Raw genomic sequence first — 18,478 nt, forward strand, 5'->3', positions numbered from 1 at the left:
AAAACAACACTGCCAATAGCTCTAATCAATTGAATATGTTTGACTTATAACCGGACAATAGTGATAAATTACCTTTATTTACACAAAAATAGATCAAAGTTTATTACCTTAATTTTTGATAGTTATTGAAAATCTGAAGTTTATTATTGCATTATTATATTGTGAAATATATACTATTCACGAGAACTTCGCATGTAATTACTATTTAATTTTGAACATTATTTATGAAAACTCTTAATTGCCCTAATTGTAATAGTATAGTTTATTTCGAGAATGATTCTTGTATTAATTGCAATGCTACTTTACACTTCGATCCTAGAATTTTTAATTTCATCCAACTTGGTAATAGCAGTAATAACATTAACGATATCAATGCTATATCTAAACCTTGCATCAATCATCAATTTAATTTATGCAACTGGATTGCGGCAGATAATGCAGATTACTGTGTTTCCTGCAAGCTAAATAATGAAATTCCTACTGTTGGCGATACTGAAAATTATCAAAAGTATATAAAACTAGAAAATGCCAAACGCCAATTGGTGTATCAACTATTGAAATTAAAACTTCCTGTAGTATCGAAGATTGAAAATAACAAACTTGGACTAATGTTCAATTTTATTCCCGAAAATAATTCTAAAGGATTAAAAACGGGTTATATGGATGGCACGATCACCATTCTATTAAAAGAAGCCGATGCTGTAGAAAGGGCACAAATTCGCAAATTATTATCGGAGCCCTACCGTACATTGATTGGACATTTTCGACATGAAATAGGACACTATTATTTTAGTCAACTAATTAATAATCAAAACCTATCGCAATACCGAAACCTTTTTGGTAATGAGGAAATAGATTACCAACAAAGCCTTAAACGTTACTATCAAAATGGACCACCAAATAATTGGAATGCACATTATATTTCTAAATATGCCTCAGCGCACCCTGCAGAAGATTGGGCAGAAACATGGTCGCACTACTTGCATATTATTGACCTTTTAGAAACAGCGCATTGTAATAATATTTGTTTTAATGAAAATGGAATCACTTTAAATTACATAGATCCATATAATTCAACGGATACTAATACTATTATTCATCAAAGTATCATTTTAAATATTGTAGCCAATAACCTAAATAGAAGCATGGGTATCCCTGATACTTACCCTTTCGTATTACCTAAGCCTATGTATAATAAACTAGCATTTATTCATAGCCTTTTTAGTTAGCATAAGTTCATTATAAAATTATAACACTAACAATTACGATAACTTAAACTAATCCATCAAAAATAATTATACCTATAATAAAAGCTGTATTGTTAGGTGTTTGAATTGAATATTGATAGTTATAACTTAGTTACTTTCACTTTAGATAAAATAAGGGATTCGATTCATTCTTCTCTAGAAAAACAGGACGAGTTATTTGAGAGTTCTAATATGTTTACAAAAGAATATATTGATCGTTAATCTATTTACAATAATGGTTTGCTACAATTTGACAAACCTTCAGCTATTAATATAGAATTTAATGATTCTTTTTTCTCCTCATTTTTCGATAAATATATTGAATTACCTAGTCAAAAAGTAAAAGAAGGCAGTAAAACTCTATTGATTTCACCATTTAAAAAGAATATTCTTAATTGTAATAAGGTTTAAAGCTAGTTCGAAGCAATCTTAAAAAGTTTCAATATTTTCTAAAATATAGTAATTGATCGCCAATACTACAGGCTCGCTACTCACTAAATTTAAGCTCTTGCGGGAACTACACGAGAATGCCGTAGAAAAAAATATTGCAGGATTATTATCTAATACGAGAATTTTGAAACAATCTAAATGACTTTTACATAATGTCAGATATAAAACACTAATAATATAAAATGCAAGCATTCGCCAATTTGCTACAATATACATTTGTCCTATAATGTTCTGCGTTAAATAACTTTGCTTTGGTAAAAAGCTTTTACCACTGAAATCTTCTTTGATTTTTTTTCTCAAATGTTTCTTCTGCTATAGTAATGGAACACTTATTATGCGAGCCAACGGAAGGAGGGGAGTGTAATGTGTGTGGAATGGGTAATTTGTTTCTAACTTTCTATTAATTACGGATTTCCCTCAAAGTTATTCATACAAAATTTACTATATTTATTTTTTCTGCTTGATTAAATTTCCCCATTGCACTAATATATAATTCATGAACGAAACTATAATACCTAAAGCTTTATTAGATCAAATAAAAGATGGAAATGTAATCTTATTTTTAGGTGCAGGTGCGACATTTGATGCAAAACATCCTAGATACGAATCTCCACCAACTGGGAGGCAATTATCGAACTTAATTGCAAGAAAATTTTTAGGTGATAAGTATTTAGATATGGATTTACAATTTGTTTCTGAATTAGCAATAAGTGAAACAGATTTATTTAGTGTACAGCAATTTATAGCTGATATTTTTAAAGAGTTTAAGCCAGGTAATCATCATTTAAGAATCCCTTTGTATCGTTGGCACTCTATTTTTACTACAAACTATGATTTAGTAATAGAAGATTCATATGAAATTAAAGAAAGGCAACAAGTACTTGCAACTTTTGTTAAAGATGGAGAAAGAATAAAAGACAAAATGATTTTTCCGAATTCACTTATGTATAATAAATTACACGGATCAATAACAGATATAAATGATCAAAAATTACCTTTAATTTTAACTCCAGATCAATATGTTGATCATAAAGAAAACCGTTCACGTTTATTTAAGCGATTACAAGAGTTCTCATATGATTACCCGATTTTATTTGTTGGTTTTAGTTTTGCGGATTTAGATATAAGACTTACTCTAAAAGAACTTAATAAACTTGGAGATGCTAGACCGAGATCTTATATGATTGGACCACATATTACAGATGCTGAACAAAGATTATGGGATTTAAAAAAGATTTCATCTATAAAATTATCTTTTAAAGATTTCATGGAAAGGTTAAAAACTGATATTAGTGAAAATGAACGAGTTTTAAGTGGAATTATTAAAAAAAGCTATTCACATCCAATAATGCATAAATTCCAATCTGATGCAAAAGAACCATCAGATAGATTAATGGAATTTTTAGAAAGAGATATAACTTATGTTCATCCTAATTTAGCAGAAGAAAATACTGATCCAAAGACTTTTTATAAAGGTTATTTTGAAGGTTGGGATCCAATAATTAAAAACTACGATGTACAAAGAAATGTAACAGATTCAATTTTATCAGAAGTTTTTTTAATAGAAGAAAATGAAAGGTTAACAGAACAAGAATTGTATCTAATTAAAGGCAATGCTGGATCTGGTAAGACTGTGTTATTACACAGGTTAACTTGGGAAGCGTCTGTAACTTTTGAACGACTTTGTTTTTATTATAAATCAGATCTATCAATTGAATATAATCGTATCTCAGAATTATATCAATTAGTTAAAGAAAGAATATATCTTTTTATTGATAATGTTACCGAAAGAGTTGAGGATATAGAATATATCTTATCAAAAGCTAAAAAAGATAAAATACAAATTACAATAATATCAGCAGAAAGAACTAATGTATGGAATGTAGAAGGAGATAGGTTATCTCATTTATTAAGTCGAAGTTATACATTAGGTTACTTAAAGGATAAGGAAATAGAAAACCTTATAGAACTTCTTACAAAATATAAATCATTAGGCTATTTAACTGGTAAAAGTTTAGAAAAACAAAAAGAAGCTTTATCTGAAAAATCAGGCAGAGAGTTATTAGTAGCTCTATATGAAGCAACAGCAGGAAAGCCTTTTCCAGATATTGTTATGGACGAATATAAATCGATTCCAAATGAGGAAGCCAAAAGTTTGTATTTGACAATATCTATGTTTCACAGAATTGGCACTTATGCAAGAGCTGGTAATATTTCAAGATTACATAATATTAATTTCTCATATTTTAAAGAAAAATTATTTAAACCTTTAGAGTCTGTAGTTTATAATCATAGGAATTATGTTATTAATGACTTTGTTTTTACTACTAGACATCAATATATTGCTGAACTAGTCTTCGAACAAGTTTTAGTCGATCAAGATGCAAGATTTCAAAAATATATTGCAGTAATTTCAAGTTTAGATATTGATTATGATAGTGATAGACAAGTATTTGTTGATTTAACTAATGCTCGAAAATTAATGGCAACATTTAAAGAGGCAAATATAATTAGAAGTATTTATGAGGTTGCCTATGAAAATGTTGGTGAAGAATCATCTCTATTACAACAGGAGTCTATTTTTGAAATGAACTCAAGTGGTGGTAATTTTGAAAAAGCAGATTTATTACTAAAAAAAGCACATGAAATGGATCCAGATAATCCATTCATAGCACATTCAAAAGCTGAATTCCTTCTTAGAAAAGCTGAGAAATCTGGACAAGATTTAATTACAAAAAAACTTTTAGCGTCTGCAAAAGATGTTTGTAATGATATTATTAAAAATAGAAAAACTAAAAATAAGTCTCATGGATATCATACCCTTTTAAAAATCTACTTATTTGAGTTAGAAAAATTATTTAAAGGAAATAATACTGAATTACTAGAAACTAAAATTCAAGAATTTGAAAAGACCATCAGTAAATCGAAACAATCATATCCAAATGAAAGTTTTTTATTGGATGCAGAATCAAGTTTTAATGAGCTACTAAATAATTCACCACAAGCATTTGAATCACTAAAATCTGCTTTTGAATTGAATAAGAGAAGTCCTTATTTAGCAACAAGATTGTCTAATTATTATGTTGAAAATGATGATATTGATACTGGATTAGGTGTTTTATTAGAGACTATAAATTTAAATCTAAATAACAAAGATTTAAACTTCTTGTACGCTAAATTATTAATGACCAAGAACCCTGAAGATTATGGCGAAATAAAACACTATTTAAGAAAGTCTTTTACTAAAATGGACAAGAGATATGATGCTCAATTTTGGTATGCAAGAATATTATATTTACTTGATGACAAAGAGTATATTGATTATTTTGAATATTTAAAAGGGGCTCCATTAGATATTAGAAGAAAGAAAAAACCTCAAGGTACAGTTACAGAAAATTTGATAACAAAAACTTATGATGGTACAATTACTAAACTTGAAAGTTCATATGGATTTATAAAACAAGACTTTAGCGGTGAAACTATATATTTCCATAGAGGAATAGATTTACAAGATTTAAGGTTTAATTCTAGAGTTAAATTTAATAAAGCTTTTAATTATAATGGAGTTATAGCATTATTGGCAACTTAGAATTTAAGACGGCCTCAGAAAATTTTGGCAAAGCAATAGGTGAACGAGCGTAATATTATAGAGAATTAAGGATGTATATTGTGAGTAGTACTAATGTTTATAGTAGTTCAAATGATTGTCACCAGTCAATATGTTTTCTAAAATATAGCGATTGAGACGTGGTTGTTTCCAAAGGTTTCTTCCAGCCTTGATTTTTTTGTTTCGCCACCGCACAAGCTCGCTCAAAGTATACTTTGTCGTATCAAGGAAAAAAGATAAATAATTATTAGCTCTTAGAAGTTCGAATTTCCTAATTGAATTCTAAAGTTCTTAAAAACATAGAGTTAAAAAATGCTGAATCAAAGCTACAAGGTTAGCAAGTGTATAGAAATTTTGTGTGGATTTATGCGGCGGGAAAATTTCATACTCTTGCGGGAACTTCACGAGAATGCCATAGAAAAAAATATTGCAGGATTATTATCGTATACGCGAATTATGTGCACAACTATAAAGTAGCTTTTTTGAGCGTTGGCCTGCGGTTGGAAATTGTGTTTAAAAAAATTACTTCGACAGCATAATTATTTTTAAAAAGCAATAGATCATTTGCGAGCGGCAATTTTACATAACGGCTAATTATAGGACTAATGTGTCTAACGGAATGTTTCTGATAAATCGTGTATTTGAAAAATTATAAACCATAGTAAAGAATACGTGATTTAAACTGAATGTAAAAACGAATGTTTCACAATGATTCTAATGGAAACGTAAACACTGTGGGATAATTTGCATAATACTAAATTATAGTTGACAAATGATAAATACTGTGCTGAAAACCGAAATAACATATTTGTCCTATAATTTATATTATGTAAAATAGAATATTATAACAAATGGAAGAAGCTGCTTCTTCAACTCTATATTTTATGTCTTTCAATCATCTGCTGACTATGTTTCAAATCAATCCCACGATTTATTTCTTGATATAAAAGAAAAATTTTATTGCACATCTTCAGAAACTATTGGTTCAATGGTTCCGTCATAAGAAATTGGATTTAAGTGTGATGAATTTACAATAACCTGAACTCGATCGGAATTTGAAGCCCATATGATAAATGTATGATTTTCGACATTGTTGTTGGCGTTCAATTTTGCCGTTACTGTATTCTTTTTTGGATTTGTAGTAACGGTGTATTGTTTCATTAAATTTTGAACACGAATTCCATTATCTGTAGTTCCATAATTCCCACTAATTTGTCGTTCTCCAAAGAATGGTAAATCTGCATCAATGGAATCTCCCATTATTTTTATAAAATTCCCATTTCCTTGAACATCAATACGTGCTGCAGAATTTCCTGTGGGAAATAAAATAGTATTCAATACCTGATTGGTTGCTGTTGTATTAAATGGATATACAGCCTTAATATTAATTTGATATTTTTTACTCTCAATCAATTGTATTAAAGCGGCTAATTGCTCCTTTTCCTGAGCGGAGTTTACCAAACGACTTGATTTACAAGCTATAAAACAACTCGCTACACTAATCACTATAAAGCATTTTACAATAAAATTCATACCCATATCTCTATTGGTATTAATATACGAAATAGTTGCGAGGTTTTGCCTATTTAGTTTTTAGCTTTTGACCATTGAGTGTTGGCTTTTGATAATTTCTTGTATAATAACTATAGAAACACTAAAATTTCCTCCACGCCTGCTTCAATAGGACTTACATTTATTGATTTGTACTGTTTGTATCCTTCCTTTATAATTGTAAGCACGTAGGTATCTTGATCTAAATCGTAGTATTTGAATTCTCCTAGCTCGTTTGTCAGCTGCGCGATATCTTTAGAGAACCTATTTTCTGCATTTAGCGTAATTATAGCCTCTTTAATGGGCTTATTTGTAGTTTTATCAAAAACTTTTCCTAAAATTGAAAATTTCATCACCTTCATTCAAATTAAAAACAGCATTCAGTTTAACAATTATACTGTTTCTGGTATTAAAAAACAGTTAACAGTGTTGCAATTGTTAAACTATGAATGCTGCTATCAACACATCCTCAATAAATTATTTATATTTTTTCTTCCAATTGCTAATGTTTTTATACACCGCAGTATTAATTCGAGTAGCTGAATTCCCTAATTTAGAACCGTTAGTATGAATACCAACTACGTAGCGTTTCCCGTTTTTGTATTTCCATACGGGCGAACCACTTTGTCCTCCTGCAGTGACAATATTATATACAAGTGTTCTTGGCGTTACTGCTTTAATTTTTCGGCAATGCCACCACTGCGTACCTAATGGTTTGTCTCCCGGATACCCAGAAAGGTTGACTTTTAAACCAAATAGTTTGGTGAAATTGTAATTTGCAAATCCGAAATAACCTACCGTATTTCCAAACTTGCAGTTTTTTGGTAAAATAATGGCTCCATAGTCATTGATACGTTTTTTCTTTTTTGTCCAACCAGTTACCGAATGAAAATGGCTTGTTTTGCATGATCCGTATGGTTTTTTTGAGCCATTACAGCCAGGGATCACCTCGATACTTTTTGCCCAACCGCCGTGTTTATGCATATATACCACGTGTCCAGCCGTAATTACAGTCCGTGGTCCTACTAAAAATCCAGTACCAATCCAGCTTGTACCATCTTTAGCTTTTATACGTAATGAGCAAATGGCACGCCAAGGATATCGTTTTGTTCCTGCATCATTTTTTGACCACTTTCCGTTCGCATTAAATTTTCTAAATCCTCCCCTTCGTAACTTGCTTAATATGCGTTAATTGCATTTTCGCTAAAGTCACTTTCGGCAAAGTGCTCCTGATCTTCTTCTACTATAGAATAGTCATAACCATTGACCTGTTCCAAGGTGGCTTCATTACTATTCTTTTCGTACGCCTCACTTTGAGCTACATCATCCGCTCCACCTTCAAATGGATTTTCCGAATTTGCAGTCGTATTGCTTTCATCTGTACTTGTTACTTCTTGATAATCTGATTCATTGACATCATCTTCAAATTCGTTTACCGCTTCATCAAATTCCGAAGATGCATTTTCAACTTCTTGTTTTCCATTGAAAGATTCTTCCAATGCATTTTCATCGATTACTGTTTCCGATTCGTATACCCCATTACTTTTCATAATTTTAAATTTAAATGTTATTGTATACTTTAAAATTACTAATTAATGTTTTGTTTATCAGTATTTTAAATACGGTTTTGCTTTAGGTGAAATACGGTTTTTTATAAGGGGAAATGTATTGATTGTGGGGAAAAACACGGTATTGATTACAGTTAAAATGATTCACTATGGGCTAAAAGTATCATAGTTTCGGTTATGACTAAAAGTTATTGCTTTTTTAAACATCCGTTTTTTGCAATTAGCTATTAGCCTTTGGCTATCATATTTTAAAGTCAACAGCTAATTGCCAATAGCTCTTGTAATATTTTTAGAAGCTAAAAGCGAAAGGCATTAAAAATGCATAGTTTTAACTAAACCTGAGATCAATAAAAAAAACCACTCAAACGGGAGTTCAAGTGGTTTTTTAAATACGATTATAATTGCTATTTAACGTACAAATTGAATTTTAGTAGTGTTTCCTTCTCTAATACTATCGAAAAACCCTTGCTTATTCATCCATTCGTCGCTAAAAACTTTACTTAAATACCTTGATCCATGGTCGGGAAGAATGATTACTACATTACTATTAGCATCAAATTCGCCATGTTCAGCAAATTGTTTAACGCCTTGTATAGCAGCACCGCTGGTATAGCCTAAAAACATCCCTTCTTTAAGTACCAATTCTCGGGCAGTATGCGCACTATCTTCATCAGTTACTTTTTCGAATTTATCAATAATATCAAAATCGGTCGCTGTAGGTATTAAATTTTTTCCTAGGCCTTCAATTCGGTAAGGATAAATCTCTTTATCATCAAATTCACGTGTTTCATGGTACTTTTTTAGTACCGAACCAAAAGCATCTACACCTAATACTTTAATATCAGAATTTTGTTCTTTCAAATAACGTGCTGTACCCGATATAGTTCCTCCAGTTCCACTACAGGCCACTAAATGCGTTATTTTGCCGTTTGTTTGTTTCCAAATTTCAGGACCAGTGGATTTAAAATGAGCATCCATATTCAACTCATTAAAATATTGATTAATATATACGGATCCTTTAATTTCCGAATGTAATCTACGAGCAACTTGATAATAAGAACGGGGATCATCGGCACTAACGTTTGCAGGACAAACGTACACCTTGGCTCCCATATTCTTTAGGGTTTCAATTTTATCTTTTGATGATTTTGAACTTACGGCCAGTACACACTCATATCCTTTTATGATACTTACCATAGCCAGACTAAAGCCAGTATTTCCACTGGTAGTTTCAATAATAGTGTCTCCTGGTTTGAGAATGCCCTTTTTTTCAGCTTCTTCAATTATATAAAGTGCAATTCTGTCTTTTGTAGAATGTCCCGGATTAAAAGCCTCCACTTTAGCGTAAAAATTACCAGGTATACCCTCGATGATCTTGTTTAATTTTACTAGTGGTGTATTTCCAATTAAATCAAGTACACTATTAAAAGCCTGTATATCGTCTTTCATAAAATTGTTTTGTGTTACCTATAAAGATAGGATAAAATGTTTAATTATCTCATTTCCTTGCAGGCGATGCAAATCTACGGATTTTTTAATTATTACTCAGTAATTCCTTCCAAATCGAATAAAAACGCATATTCCTCTGCCAATTCTTTTAGCGCTTCAAAACGTCCTGAAGCGCCACCATGCCCCGTATCCATATTTGTGTGTAAAAATAATTTATTATTGTCTTGCTTTAAATTACGCAACTTAGCAACCCATTTTGCTGGTTCCCAATATTGTACCTGAGAGTCATGCAAGCCAGTTGTAATTAATACATTTGGGTAATTTTGCTTAGTAACATTATCATAAGGTGAATATTCCTTCATGTATAGGTAATACTCCTTTTCATTAGGATTGCCCCATTCGTCATATTCTCCCGTGGTTAACGGTATCGAATCATCAAGCATGGTGGTTACAACATCAACAAATGGTACAGCTGCAATTACTCCATGATACAATTCTGGCCTACTGTTCATTACAGCTCCTACCAATAATCCTCCTGCAGATCCGCCCATGGCGTACAAATGTGCTGGACTGGTATATCCTTTTTCAATTAAAAATTCCGAACAATTGATAAAATCAGTAAACGTATTTTTCTTTTTTAATAGTTTTCCATCATCATACCATGGTCTGCCCAAATATTCGCCTCCGCGAACGTGGGCAATTGCATAAATAAATCCGCGATCCAACAAACTTAAACGCGTGGTTGAAAAATAAGGGTCAATAGTATGTCCGTAAGATCCATACCCGTATTGCAGTAACGGTTGCGATCCGTCCATTTTAATACCTTTTTTGTAAACTAAAGATATTGGAATTTTAGTTCCATCATTTGCTGTAGCCCAAACCCGTTCAGAAGCATAATTATTTTTATCAAACTTCCCTCCTAACACTTCTTGCTCTTTTAAAACCTTACTTTCTTGCGTAAGCATATTAAATTCAATTACCGAAGTGGGTGTTGTTAACGAGTTATAACCGTAGCGAAACCATTCAGTTTCAAAATCAATATTGATGCTTGAATATGCCGTATAAGTTTCGTTGTCAAACGGCAAATAGTAATCCACTGTGCCGTCCCATCGCTTTATCCGAATTTGGTTTAACCCATTGGTACGCTCGCTAAGTACTAAATACTCCTCAAAAACATCAATATCTTCAAGTAAAGTATCGCTTCGGTGCGGAATTAAGGTTTCCCAATGCTTTTTTTCGGTAGCATCTTCCTGAGTTTTCATCAATTTAAAATTGGTGGCATCATCTGCATTTGTTAAAATGTAAAAATGACCATCATAATGAGCCATACCATATTCCAAACCACGAATACGTTCCTGAAAAATTTTGAAATCTTTTAAAGGCGTATTGGCATCTACAAAACGATATTCAGAAGTTAATGTCGCACTAGCGCCTATGCAAATGAATCTTTTTGATTTCGTTTTGTAAACAAATACATCAAAAGTTTCGTCTGTTTCTTCGTAAACATCAACATCTTCGGTAACTGATGTTCCCAAAGTATGACGACAAATTTTATAAGATCGTAAAGTTTCAGGATCTTTTAAGGTATAAAATAAGGTACTATTGTCATTTGCCCAGGTAATGCTTCCTGTAGTATTTTGTATGGTTTCCTCGTAATATGTTCCAGTAACTAAGTTTTTTATACGTATAGTATATTCCCGTCTACTTACGGTATCCACTCCAAATGCCATCATCGTATTATCCGGACTGATGGATAATCCTCTTGCTTTATAATATTCATGTGGTTCGGCTTCAATATTACAATCCAGTAATATTTCTTCGGAGGCATCTAATGATTCTTTTCTGCGTGTGTATATGGGGTACCCCTTGCCAGTTTCATAACGCGTTATGTACCAATATCCGTTGTATTTGTAAGGCACTGAACTTTCATCTTCTTTAATTCGGGCTTTCATTTCCTGAAATAAAGATTGTTGAAAATCCTTGGTATGCGACATATTTTCTTCAAAATACTCATTCTCAGCCTTTAAATAATCTAAAACTTCCTGGTCTTCGCGCTGATTTAACCAAAAAAAGGGATCAATTCTGAGGTCGTTATGTATGTTTAGTTCCTTTGCTACTATTTTCGCCTTTGGAGCGCTTACTTCAGTTTTCAATAGAAAAAGTGTATTTTTTTTATAACTCACAATTTATTTAAACTCTAAAAATCTTACCATATAAAATTGATATATATTTCAACATTTTTTTACTTTTGATGGTTGATAAGTTTATTTGATTACGTGTTATAGTGTCAATTTTTGTCGATTAATACTTGTATTTAGACCAAATTACATAAAATAAAATGTTCGTATAATAAATGAATAGTGACACTAATTAATTTTTAAAAATTTAAAATAAGAAACTATGTTTGGAGATATGATGGGCATGATGAATAAATTGAAAGAGTCGCAGGAAAAAGTTGCCCAAACTAAAGAAAGACTGCATACTGTTTTAGTAGATGAACAAAGTCTGGATGGTTTACTAAAAGTGACTTTAACAGCAAACCGTACGATAAAAAGTATTACTGTTGATGATGAACTATTAAAGGATAAAGAACAATTAGAAGATTACCTGATTTTAACACTTAATAAAGCTATTGTTAAAGCGACAAGCATTAATGAAGCTGAGCTAGCCGCTGCCGCCAAAGATGGTCTTCCGAATATTCCTGGAATGGATAAGTTTATGTAAAGATTGGTTTTTGTTTGCTACTGAGGGGTTAAAGTTTAGCTTTAAGCCATTAACTTTTAGCTTATAAATGTTGGGTGTTACGCAAATATTTTTTATTTCTTGTTGATTTACAGCTTTTTTATAAGTCTTACATCTTAAGTCAATATTTAAAGAGAAAATCTATGTTCTATAATTTATGAGCGGAGCAGTCTATAATTCAGTCAATGAAATTGAGTGTTAACCCGAAACAAATTTTAGTTGACCCAAAATCTTTTTATACAAATCAGCTTAGTTAAATTGTGTATTTTTAATTTGTAATTATAAAGCAAAATACAATGAATAAAATTATTAAGGCTTTAATAGCTGCTTATGGCTCTAAAAAACTTGGCGGAGGATGTTTTTCAACAGTTATTATATTTATAATAATCTATTGGTTATTGGGTAAATTAGGGTAATATTTTAGAAACGAATAGTCATATCAAAAATCTATTTGAAGGGTATTGCCGTATGCCCTTATTATGGGACGATCAATTTGAAGGTTTAACGCAGTTTGCCCCTACCATAATTGAGCAATTACCGACACATTTTTTCACAAAACCAGGATATCAGCGTTTAGGTAAGGTAGCGGAATCGCTTTTTAATGATTACATACAAACCACACCTAATTTTAAGGTTGTACTGGAAAATTATCAAGTTATTGATAATAAACAAACTATTGGTGAACTTGATGTTGTTTTAAAAAATGAATTTGACAAAACCATTTATCATGTTGAGCTGGTAACTAAATTTTATGTGTATCACCCTGATTATGATCCTGATTCTATTGATGCCTGGATTGGTCCTAACAGAAATGATTCTTTAAAAAATAAAATAGAAAAGCTACAAAATAAACAACTTCCCCTACTCTATCATCCGATTACAAAAAGTTTTTTACAATCTTTAGGGCTTACGCCAGAAGGTATACATCAGCGGGTTTGTTACAAAGCATGGTTATTTGTACCATTAAAATTTAACAGCAAACTTAATTTATTTAATAATCAATGTATTGCTGGGAATTACGTGACCTTTGATGAATTAATGGGTTTGCATAATTTAAAAACTACTTACTTTTGTCCGCCAAAAAAAGATTGGCTTAGATTTCCTGAAACACAAAAGGAATGGCATTTACTAACAGATTGTATGCCTAAAATTCAAGAATTTATGAATGGCCATCAAGCAATTATGATATGGATTCAATATGAAGAACAATACAAACGTTTCATTATCGTTCCATACCAACAATTTTAGGAATTCACGTATTTATGAGTAAAAAAACGCTAAAAAAGCACCTTTATATCCTTCTTTTCAAGATATTAACAATAGGATTGCTAGCAGTAGCCTTACTTATAGCAAGTATTTACTTAGGTTTTTGGGGGACTATACCTAGCCAGAAACAGCTCACTGAAATTCAGCAAAGTAAGGCCACTGAAGTATTGAGTAGTGATTATAAATTATTAGGAAAATTTTATACCACCGACAGGCAACCTATTACATTTAAACAAATTCCTAAGCATGTTATTAACGCCTTAGTAGCTACGGAGGACGTCCGTTTTTTTGAACATGAAGGAGTTGATAATTTAAGTTTATTGCGTGTTTTAATTAAATCCATTTTACTACAAAACAAATCTGCAGGTGGTGGTAGTACGCTTTCGCAGCAGTTGGCTAAAAATATGTTTCCTCGTAAAAACCTAGGCAAATTTGGTATTGTTATTCATAAAATTAGGGAAATTATTATTTCGAACCGTTTAGAAAAAGCGTATTCAAAAGAGGAATTACTAACACACTATTTAAACACAGTTCCTTTTAGTGACAACACTTTTGGTATTGAAAGTGCTGCCAAAAAGTTTTTTAATAAATCAACCCATCAATTGTCAATTGATCAAGGTGCGGTTTTAATTGGAATGTTAAAAACAAACTATTACTACAATCCAAGATTATTTCCTGAAAAAAGTAAAAAACGAAGAAATGTGGTGCTGCATCAAATGAAAAAGTATCATTACCTAAAAGATGCCGATTACAAAAAACTACAAAAATTACCACTAGAATTGGATTATCAAAGTTTTAGCCATAATACTGGTTTGGCCCCCTATTTCAGAGAACATTTAAAAAAAGAATTAGGGCAATGGTTGAAGGATTACAATGCAGAACACAAAACACAATTTAATTTATATAATAGCGGTTTAAAAATACATACTACTATTGATGCTGGCATGCAGCAATTGGCTGAGGAGGCTATGTGCTCGCATTTATCTAAATTACAAACCGATTTTGAGCGTTCACACGGAAAAAATGCCCCTTGGAAAAAGAAAACAAACTTAATTAGTAGAGAATTAATTAAACTAGACGCTTACAAAAAGCTGAAAGCCTCGGGTTTAAATGCCAAAGAGATTATAAAAAAAATGAGTACACCTCATGATATTGAATGGTTTACCTGGCAAGGAAAAAAATTGTAAAAGCTTCCACGCTTGACAGTATTCGACATTATTATAAATTTCTAAACACTGGCTTTGTTTCTTTAGAACCTCAAACCGGAGCTATAAAAGCTTGGATAGGTGGCATCAACTATGAGCATTTTAAATACGACCACGTTAACCAAAGTAAGCGTCAGGTAGGGTCTACCTTTAAACCTATTGTGTATGCTGCTGCTTTAGAGCAAGGTTACAATCCGTGTACTTACATCTCAAATGCGCCAGTAACTTACGAAGATTTGGATAACTGGACACCCCGAAACGCATCTTCAAACACAGATGCCAATAAGGAATATGCTATGTGGGCAGCTTTAAGTAATTCGCTAAATGTAATTAGTGTGAAATTATTAAATTTCATTGGTATTGACAGCGCAGTTGATATGGCTTATGATATGGGTATTGAGACTGAGCTTCCCAAAGTCCCATCCTTGGCACTAGGTACTGCAGAATTAAATGTGCTAGAATTAGCCAAGGCCTATACTACACTATCCAACAATGGAAAAGCTGCAATTCCGTATTACATTACTAAAATAGAGGACGCCTCTGGTAATGTGCTAAAAACTTTTCAACCTGAAAAAAATGCTAATAAAGCGTTTTCAGAAAATACCCGCCAGCAATTAATTGCTATGATGCAACGGGTTGCAGATAGTGGTACGGCCAAACGCTTACGAACCGCTTATAAATTACGCAACGATATTGCTGCAAAAACAGGAACTACTCAAAATAATAAAGATGGTTGGTTTGTGGGAATTACTCCAAAATTAGTTTCTGTTTGTTGGGTGGGAGCCGATCATCATAGTATTGGCTTTACTAATACTCGAATTGGGCAAGGCGCAAACTCAGCACTACCTATTTTTGCCAAATGGTATCAAAAGTTGAATGCCGATTCAAAATATAAGAAATACACAGCATCGCGTTTCTCAATTTCGTCAAGCAATAGATCCAAATTAAATTGTGCTGCTGCTCGCAACCCGAATTTGTTGAAAAAAATATTCTCCAAAAAAGATAAGATAAAGCAAAAAAGATTTGATAAGCAACAGAAAAAGAAAGGCTTTTTAAATCGATTGTTTGGAAAAAGGAAATAATTCATTTGTAAAATACATAATAGACAAAATATTATTGTAACAAAAAAGCTTTACGAAAACACCTTAATTTCAAAATTAAATAGCTAACATTAAATTTTATACTTTACTTTAACACATACAAATATCAACCAACCACTAACAGTCAAATGATAACTAAAAAATGAAAATCGTATTTGCCACAGCTAATCAAAACAAAGTAAAAGAAGTACAAGCGCTCCTGCCTGATACTGTACAAATATTGAGCTTAAAAGATATTAATTGTTTAGAGGATATTCCTGAAACTTCAGAAACTATTGAGGGAAATGCCATTCAAAAAGCCCAATATATATTTGATAATTACGGATATGCGTGTTTTGCAGATGACACAGGATTGGAAGTTGATGCTTTAAACGGTGACCCCGGCATTTATTCTGCACGCTACGCTGAGCCTGAAAAAAATGCTGACAATAATATGAGCAAATTATTAAACGAATTAGCCGCTAAAAATAATAGAAAAGCTCATTTTAAAACAGTTATAGCAATCATTGGTTTCAATAAAGAGTTAAAAACTTTTGAAGGTATTTGTAATGGTGAAATTACTACTGAAAAATATGGAGAAAAAGGATTTGGTTATGATCCAATTTTTAAACCATTTGGATACGATATTACTTTTGCGCAAATGCCGTTAGCAGAAAAAAACAAAATAGGTCATCGGGGCAAAGCAGTACAAAAATTGATTTCTTATTTAACCAAAACCAGTTATTCTAAATCTGATTCTAAGTAATTTAAATAAAAAATCGGATAAATAAAACACAAGCGTAGACTTAACTATGGTATTGTTTTATTTTGAAGTAATAAGCAAATAAGAACCATTTTAAATGAGTAATATAATGTCAGAAACAGAATTAATTACAACATGCGTTTTAGCTTAAAGTTAAACTTTAATACTTCGCCTTTTCTATCAATAATAACGGTCATTCTTTTGCCTTCTTTAACAGATAGCCATTCGGTAATTTCACCAATCAATTCTGCCGGAATCACAATCATATTACTTATTAATTGAATTTTCAATTTACTTTTCTGATCTTTAGGATCAACAAACTGATATCCTATTTGCGCATTAGCAACAAAAGTGAAAAATAAACTAAATATTATAAGTTTTAAAGTACTAATTTTCAAAAATTAACAGTTTAGTATAATATACAATTAATATTAAATAGTTCCCGTCATTTTTGTAAGAAAAAAATGATATTTAGCTCGTTTGTAAGGGAAAAATTCATAGATTTATCCTACAAGAACTACATATGACAATCACACAACTAAAGTATGTATTGGCAGTTGCCGAATACCAAAATTTCACTAAAGCCGCAAAAAATGTATTTGTAACGCAGCCCACGCTTAGCATGCAAATTCAGAAACTTGAAGATGAACTAGACATACAAATCTTCGATCGGACAAAGAAACCTATTCAACTTACAGAAGTAGGAAAAAAACTAGTAGTACAAGCTCGAAACATTGTAAATGAGAGTAATAGAATGCAGGATGTTGTCGATCAACAGAAAGGATTTGTAGGAGGTGAATTCACCTTAGGGATTATTCCTACAATAATGCCTACATTACTACCCATGTTTTTAAATACTTACATCAAAAAGTTTCCTAAAGTTAAACTTAAAATTGTGGAGTTACCAACCGAAGGTATTATCCAAGATATTTTAGATGGGCATTTGGACGCTGCTATAGCTGCTACACCATTAAATAACGATACTATCAAAGAGCGTGTTTTATATTATGAACCTTTTATAGGGTACGTGCCACCAAGCAATAAATTGGCAAGCCATGAAAAACTGGCTCCTGGCGATTTGGATATTAACGATATGTTACTTTTAGAGGATGGACATTGCTTTAGGGATAGCGTTTTAAACATTTGTAAAACTCAAAAAACCTATGACGAAGAACGTTTTAAGCTTGCAAGCGGAAGTTTTGAAACTATGATAAAGCTAGCCAATGAAGGTTTGGGCATGACGTTACTTCCTTATCTGAATAGTTTGGATGTAAAAGAATCGGATAAAAAAAATCTTCGAAATTTTGAAGATCCAAGTCCCGCTCGAGAAGTTAGTCTAATTTATCATAAGAGTGAATTGAAAATTCAAATTATAAATTCATTAAAAGATACCATTAGTGCAATTGTAAAAGGCGCTATTGCTTTTCAGAATGTTCAAATAATTAGTCCTTTGGGAAAATAAGTTTTTTCTTATATCAGCTCAGAAATTCAATAAAAGTTTATGTCTTAAACATAAAACGACCGTATTAATTGATAAAATTTATCTTTTAA

Annotated in this window: 15 protein-coding genes; 8 read left to right on the forward strand and 7 right to left on the reverse strand. The window is 31.6% G+C overall.

Features of this window, described 5'->3' with window-relative positions; genetic code table 11:
- Window positions 1–224: 224 nt before the first annotated feature.
- Window positions 225–1,229, forward strand: coding sequence for a zinc-binding metallopeptidase family protein (locus GMC_RS0104055; RefSeq protein WP_010520932.1), 1,005 nt, complete (start codon window positions 225–227; stop codon window positions 1,227–1,229).
- A 964-nt stretch (window positions 1,230–2,193) separates the two neighbouring features.
- Window positions 2,194–5,286, forward strand: a complete 3,093-nt coding sequence (locus GMC_RS0104060; protein WP_010520934.1) for an SIR2 family NAD-dependent protein deacylase — start codon at window positions 2,194–2,196, stop codon at window positions 5,284–5,286.
- A 975-nt stretch (window positions 5,287–6,261) separates the two neighbouring features.
- On the opposite strand, the gene GMC_RS0104065 is transcribed toward GMC_RS0104060, so the two are convergent.
- The 6 genes from GMC_RS0104065 to GMC_RS0104090 form a co-directional block, all read right to left on the reverse strand.
- Complete coding sequence (locus GMC_RS0104065) at window positions 6,262–6,810, reverse strand: DUF4251 domain-containing protein (RefSeq protein WP_238527915.1); 549 nt, start codon at window positions 6,808–6,810, stop codon at window positions 6,262–6,264.
- A gap of 137 nt (window positions 6,811–6,947) precedes the next feature.
- Complete coding sequence (locus GMC_RS0104070; protein ID WP_157998135.1) at window positions 6,948–7,208, reverse strand: carboxypeptidase-like regulatory domain-containing protein; 261 nt, start codon at window positions 7,206–7,208, stop codon at window positions 6,948–6,950.
- Window positions 7,209–7,332: 124 nt separating this feature from the next.
- Window positions 7,333–8,040 carry a trypsin-like serine peptidase gene (locus tag GMC_RS19025; protein WP_094766249.1) on the reverse strand — a complete coding sequence of 236 codons (708 nt, stop codon included), beginning with the start codon at window positions 8,038–8,040 and terminating at the stop codon, window positions 7,333–7,335.
- Entirely contained in the window at window positions 8,034–8,405 is a 372-nt protein-coding gene (locus tag GMC_RS0104080) for a hypothetical protein (RefSeq protein ID WP_010520938.1), read from the reverse strand. The genes GMC_RS19025 and GMC_RS0104080 overlap by 7 nt, the downstream gene beginning before the upstream one ends.
- Window positions 8,406–8,831: 426 nt before the next feature.
- Window positions 8,832–9,872, reverse strand: a complete 1,041-nt coding sequence (capA, locus tag GMC_RS0104085; RefSeq protein ID WP_010520939.1) for a cysteate synthase — start codon at window positions 9,870–9,872, stop codon at window positions 8,832–8,834.
- 92 nt (window positions 9,873–9,964) lie between these two features.
- A complete protein-coding gene (locus GMC_RS0104090; RefSeq protein ID WP_010520940.1) occupies window positions 9,965–12,025 on the reverse strand; it encodes a S9 family peptidase in 2,061 nt (686 codons plus the stop codon).
- A 247-nt stretch (window positions 12,026–12,272) separates the two neighbouring features.
- Here GMC_RS0104090 and GMC_RS0104095 point away from each other — a divergent pair, with 247 nt between their 5' ends.
- The 5 genes from GMC_RS0104095 (at window position 12,273) to GMC_RS0104115 (ending at window position 16,930) form a co-directional block, all read left to right on the forward strand.
- Window positions 12,273–12,596, forward strand: coding sequence for a YbaB/EbfC family nucleoid-associated protein (locus GMC_RS0104095; protein ID WP_010520941.1), 324 nt, complete (start codon window positions 12,273–12,275; stop codon window positions 12,594–12,596).
- Between the two features lie 486 nt (window positions 12,597–13,082).
- Window positions 13,083–13,862 carry a DUF1853 family protein gene (locus GMC_RS0104105; RefSeq protein ID WP_010520943.1) on the forward strand — a complete coding sequence of 260 codons (780 nt, stop codon included), beginning with the start codon at window positions 13,083–13,085 and terminating at the stop codon, window positions 13,860–13,862.
- Window positions 13,863–13,876: 14 nt separating this feature from the next.
- Window positions 13,877–15,067, forward strand: a complete 1,191-nt coding sequence (locus GMC_RS22725; RefSeq protein WP_316928956.1) for a transglycosylase domain-containing protein — start codon at window positions 13,877–13,879, stop codon at window positions 15,065–15,067.
- Window positions 15,037–16,167, forward strand: a complete 1,131-nt coding sequence (locus GMC_RS22730) for a penicillin-binding transpeptidase domain-containing protein (RefSeq protein WP_316928957.1) — start codon at window positions 15,037–15,039, stop codon at window positions 16,165–16,167. The genes GMC_RS22725 and GMC_RS22730 overlap by 31 nt, the downstream gene beginning before the upstream one ends.
- 160 nt (window positions 16,168–16,327) lie before the next feature.
- Window positions 16,328–16,930, forward strand: coding sequence for a non-canonical purine NTP diphosphatase (locus GMC_RS0104115; protein WP_010520944.1), 603 nt, complete (start codon window positions 16,328–16,330; stop codon window positions 16,928–16,930).
- Window positions 16,931–17,055: 125 nt separating this feature from the next.
- Here the strand turns inward: GMC_RS0104115 and GMC_RS0104120 are convergent, their stop codons facing one another.
- A complete protein-coding gene (locus GMC_RS0104120) occupies window positions 17,056–17,325 on the reverse strand; it encodes a hypothetical protein (protein ID WP_010520945.1) in 270 nt (89 codons plus the stop codon).
- A 125-nt stretch (window positions 17,326–17,450) separates the two neighbouring features.
- Between GMC_RS0104120 and GMC_RS0104125 the strand changes: the two genes are divergently transcribed.
- Window positions 17,451–18,389, forward strand: a complete 939-nt coding sequence (locus GMC_RS0104125) for a hydrogen peroxide-inducible genes activator (protein ID WP_010520946.1) — start codon at window positions 17,451–17,453, stop codon at window positions 18,387–18,389.
- Window positions 18,390–18,478 lie beyond the last annotated feature (89 nt).

This window comes from Aquimarina agarivorans, assembly GCF_000218485.1.
GTDB classification, from domain to species: Bacteria; Bacteroidota; Bacteroidia; order Flavobacteriales; family Flavobacteriaceae; genus Aquimarina; species Aquimarina agarivorans.

What these genes read in the sequence shown, in the direction of transcription:
- GMC_RS0104055 (WP_010520932.1), top strand. Translation starts at nt 225, where the DNA reads ATGAAAACTCTTAATTGCCCTAATTGTAATAGTATAGTTTATTTCGAG.
- GMC_RS0104060 (WP_010520934.1), top strand. Translation starts at nt 2,194, where the DNA reads ATGAACGAAACTATAATACCTAAAGCTTTATTAGATCAAATAAAAGAT.
- GMC_RS0104070 (WP_157998135.1), bottom strand. Translation starts at nt 7,208, where the DNA reads ATGAAATTTTCAATTTTAGGAAAAGTTTTTGATAAAACTACAAATAAG.
- GMC_RS0104080 (WP_010520938.1), bottom strand. Translation starts at nt 8,405, where the DNA reads ATGAAAAGTAATGGGGTATACGAATCGGAAACAGTAATCGATGAAAAT.
- capA (WP_010520939.1), bottom strand. Translation starts at nt 9,872, where the DNA reads ATGAAAGACGATATACAGGCTTTTAATAGTGTACTTGATTTAATTGGA.
- GMC_RS0104095 (WP_010520941.1), top strand. Translation starts at nt 12,273, where the DNA reads ATGTTTGGAGATATGATGGGCATGATGAATAAATTGAAAGAGTCGCAG.
- GMC_RS0104105 (WP_010520943.1), top strand. Translation starts at nt 13,083, where the DNA reads ATGCCCTTATTATGGGACGATCAATTTGAAGGTTTAACGCAGTTTGCC.
- GMC_RS22725 (WP_316928956.1), top strand. Translation starts at nt 13,877, where the DNA reads ATGAGTAAAAAAACGCTAAAAAAGCACCTTTATATCCTTCTTTTCAAG.
- GMC_RS22730 (WP_316928957.1), top strand. Translation starts at nt 15,037, where the DNA reads ATGGTTTACCTGGCAAGGAAAAAAATTGTAAAAGCTTCCACGCTTGAC.
- GMC_RS0104115 (WP_010520944.1), top strand. Translation starts at nt 16,328, where the DNA reads ATGAAAATCGTATTTGCCACAGCTAATCAAAACAAAGTAAAAGAAGTA.
- GMC_RS0104125 (WP_010520946.1), top strand. Translation starts at nt 17,451, where the DNA reads ATGACAATCACACAACTAAAGTATGTATTGGCAGTTGCCGAATACCAA.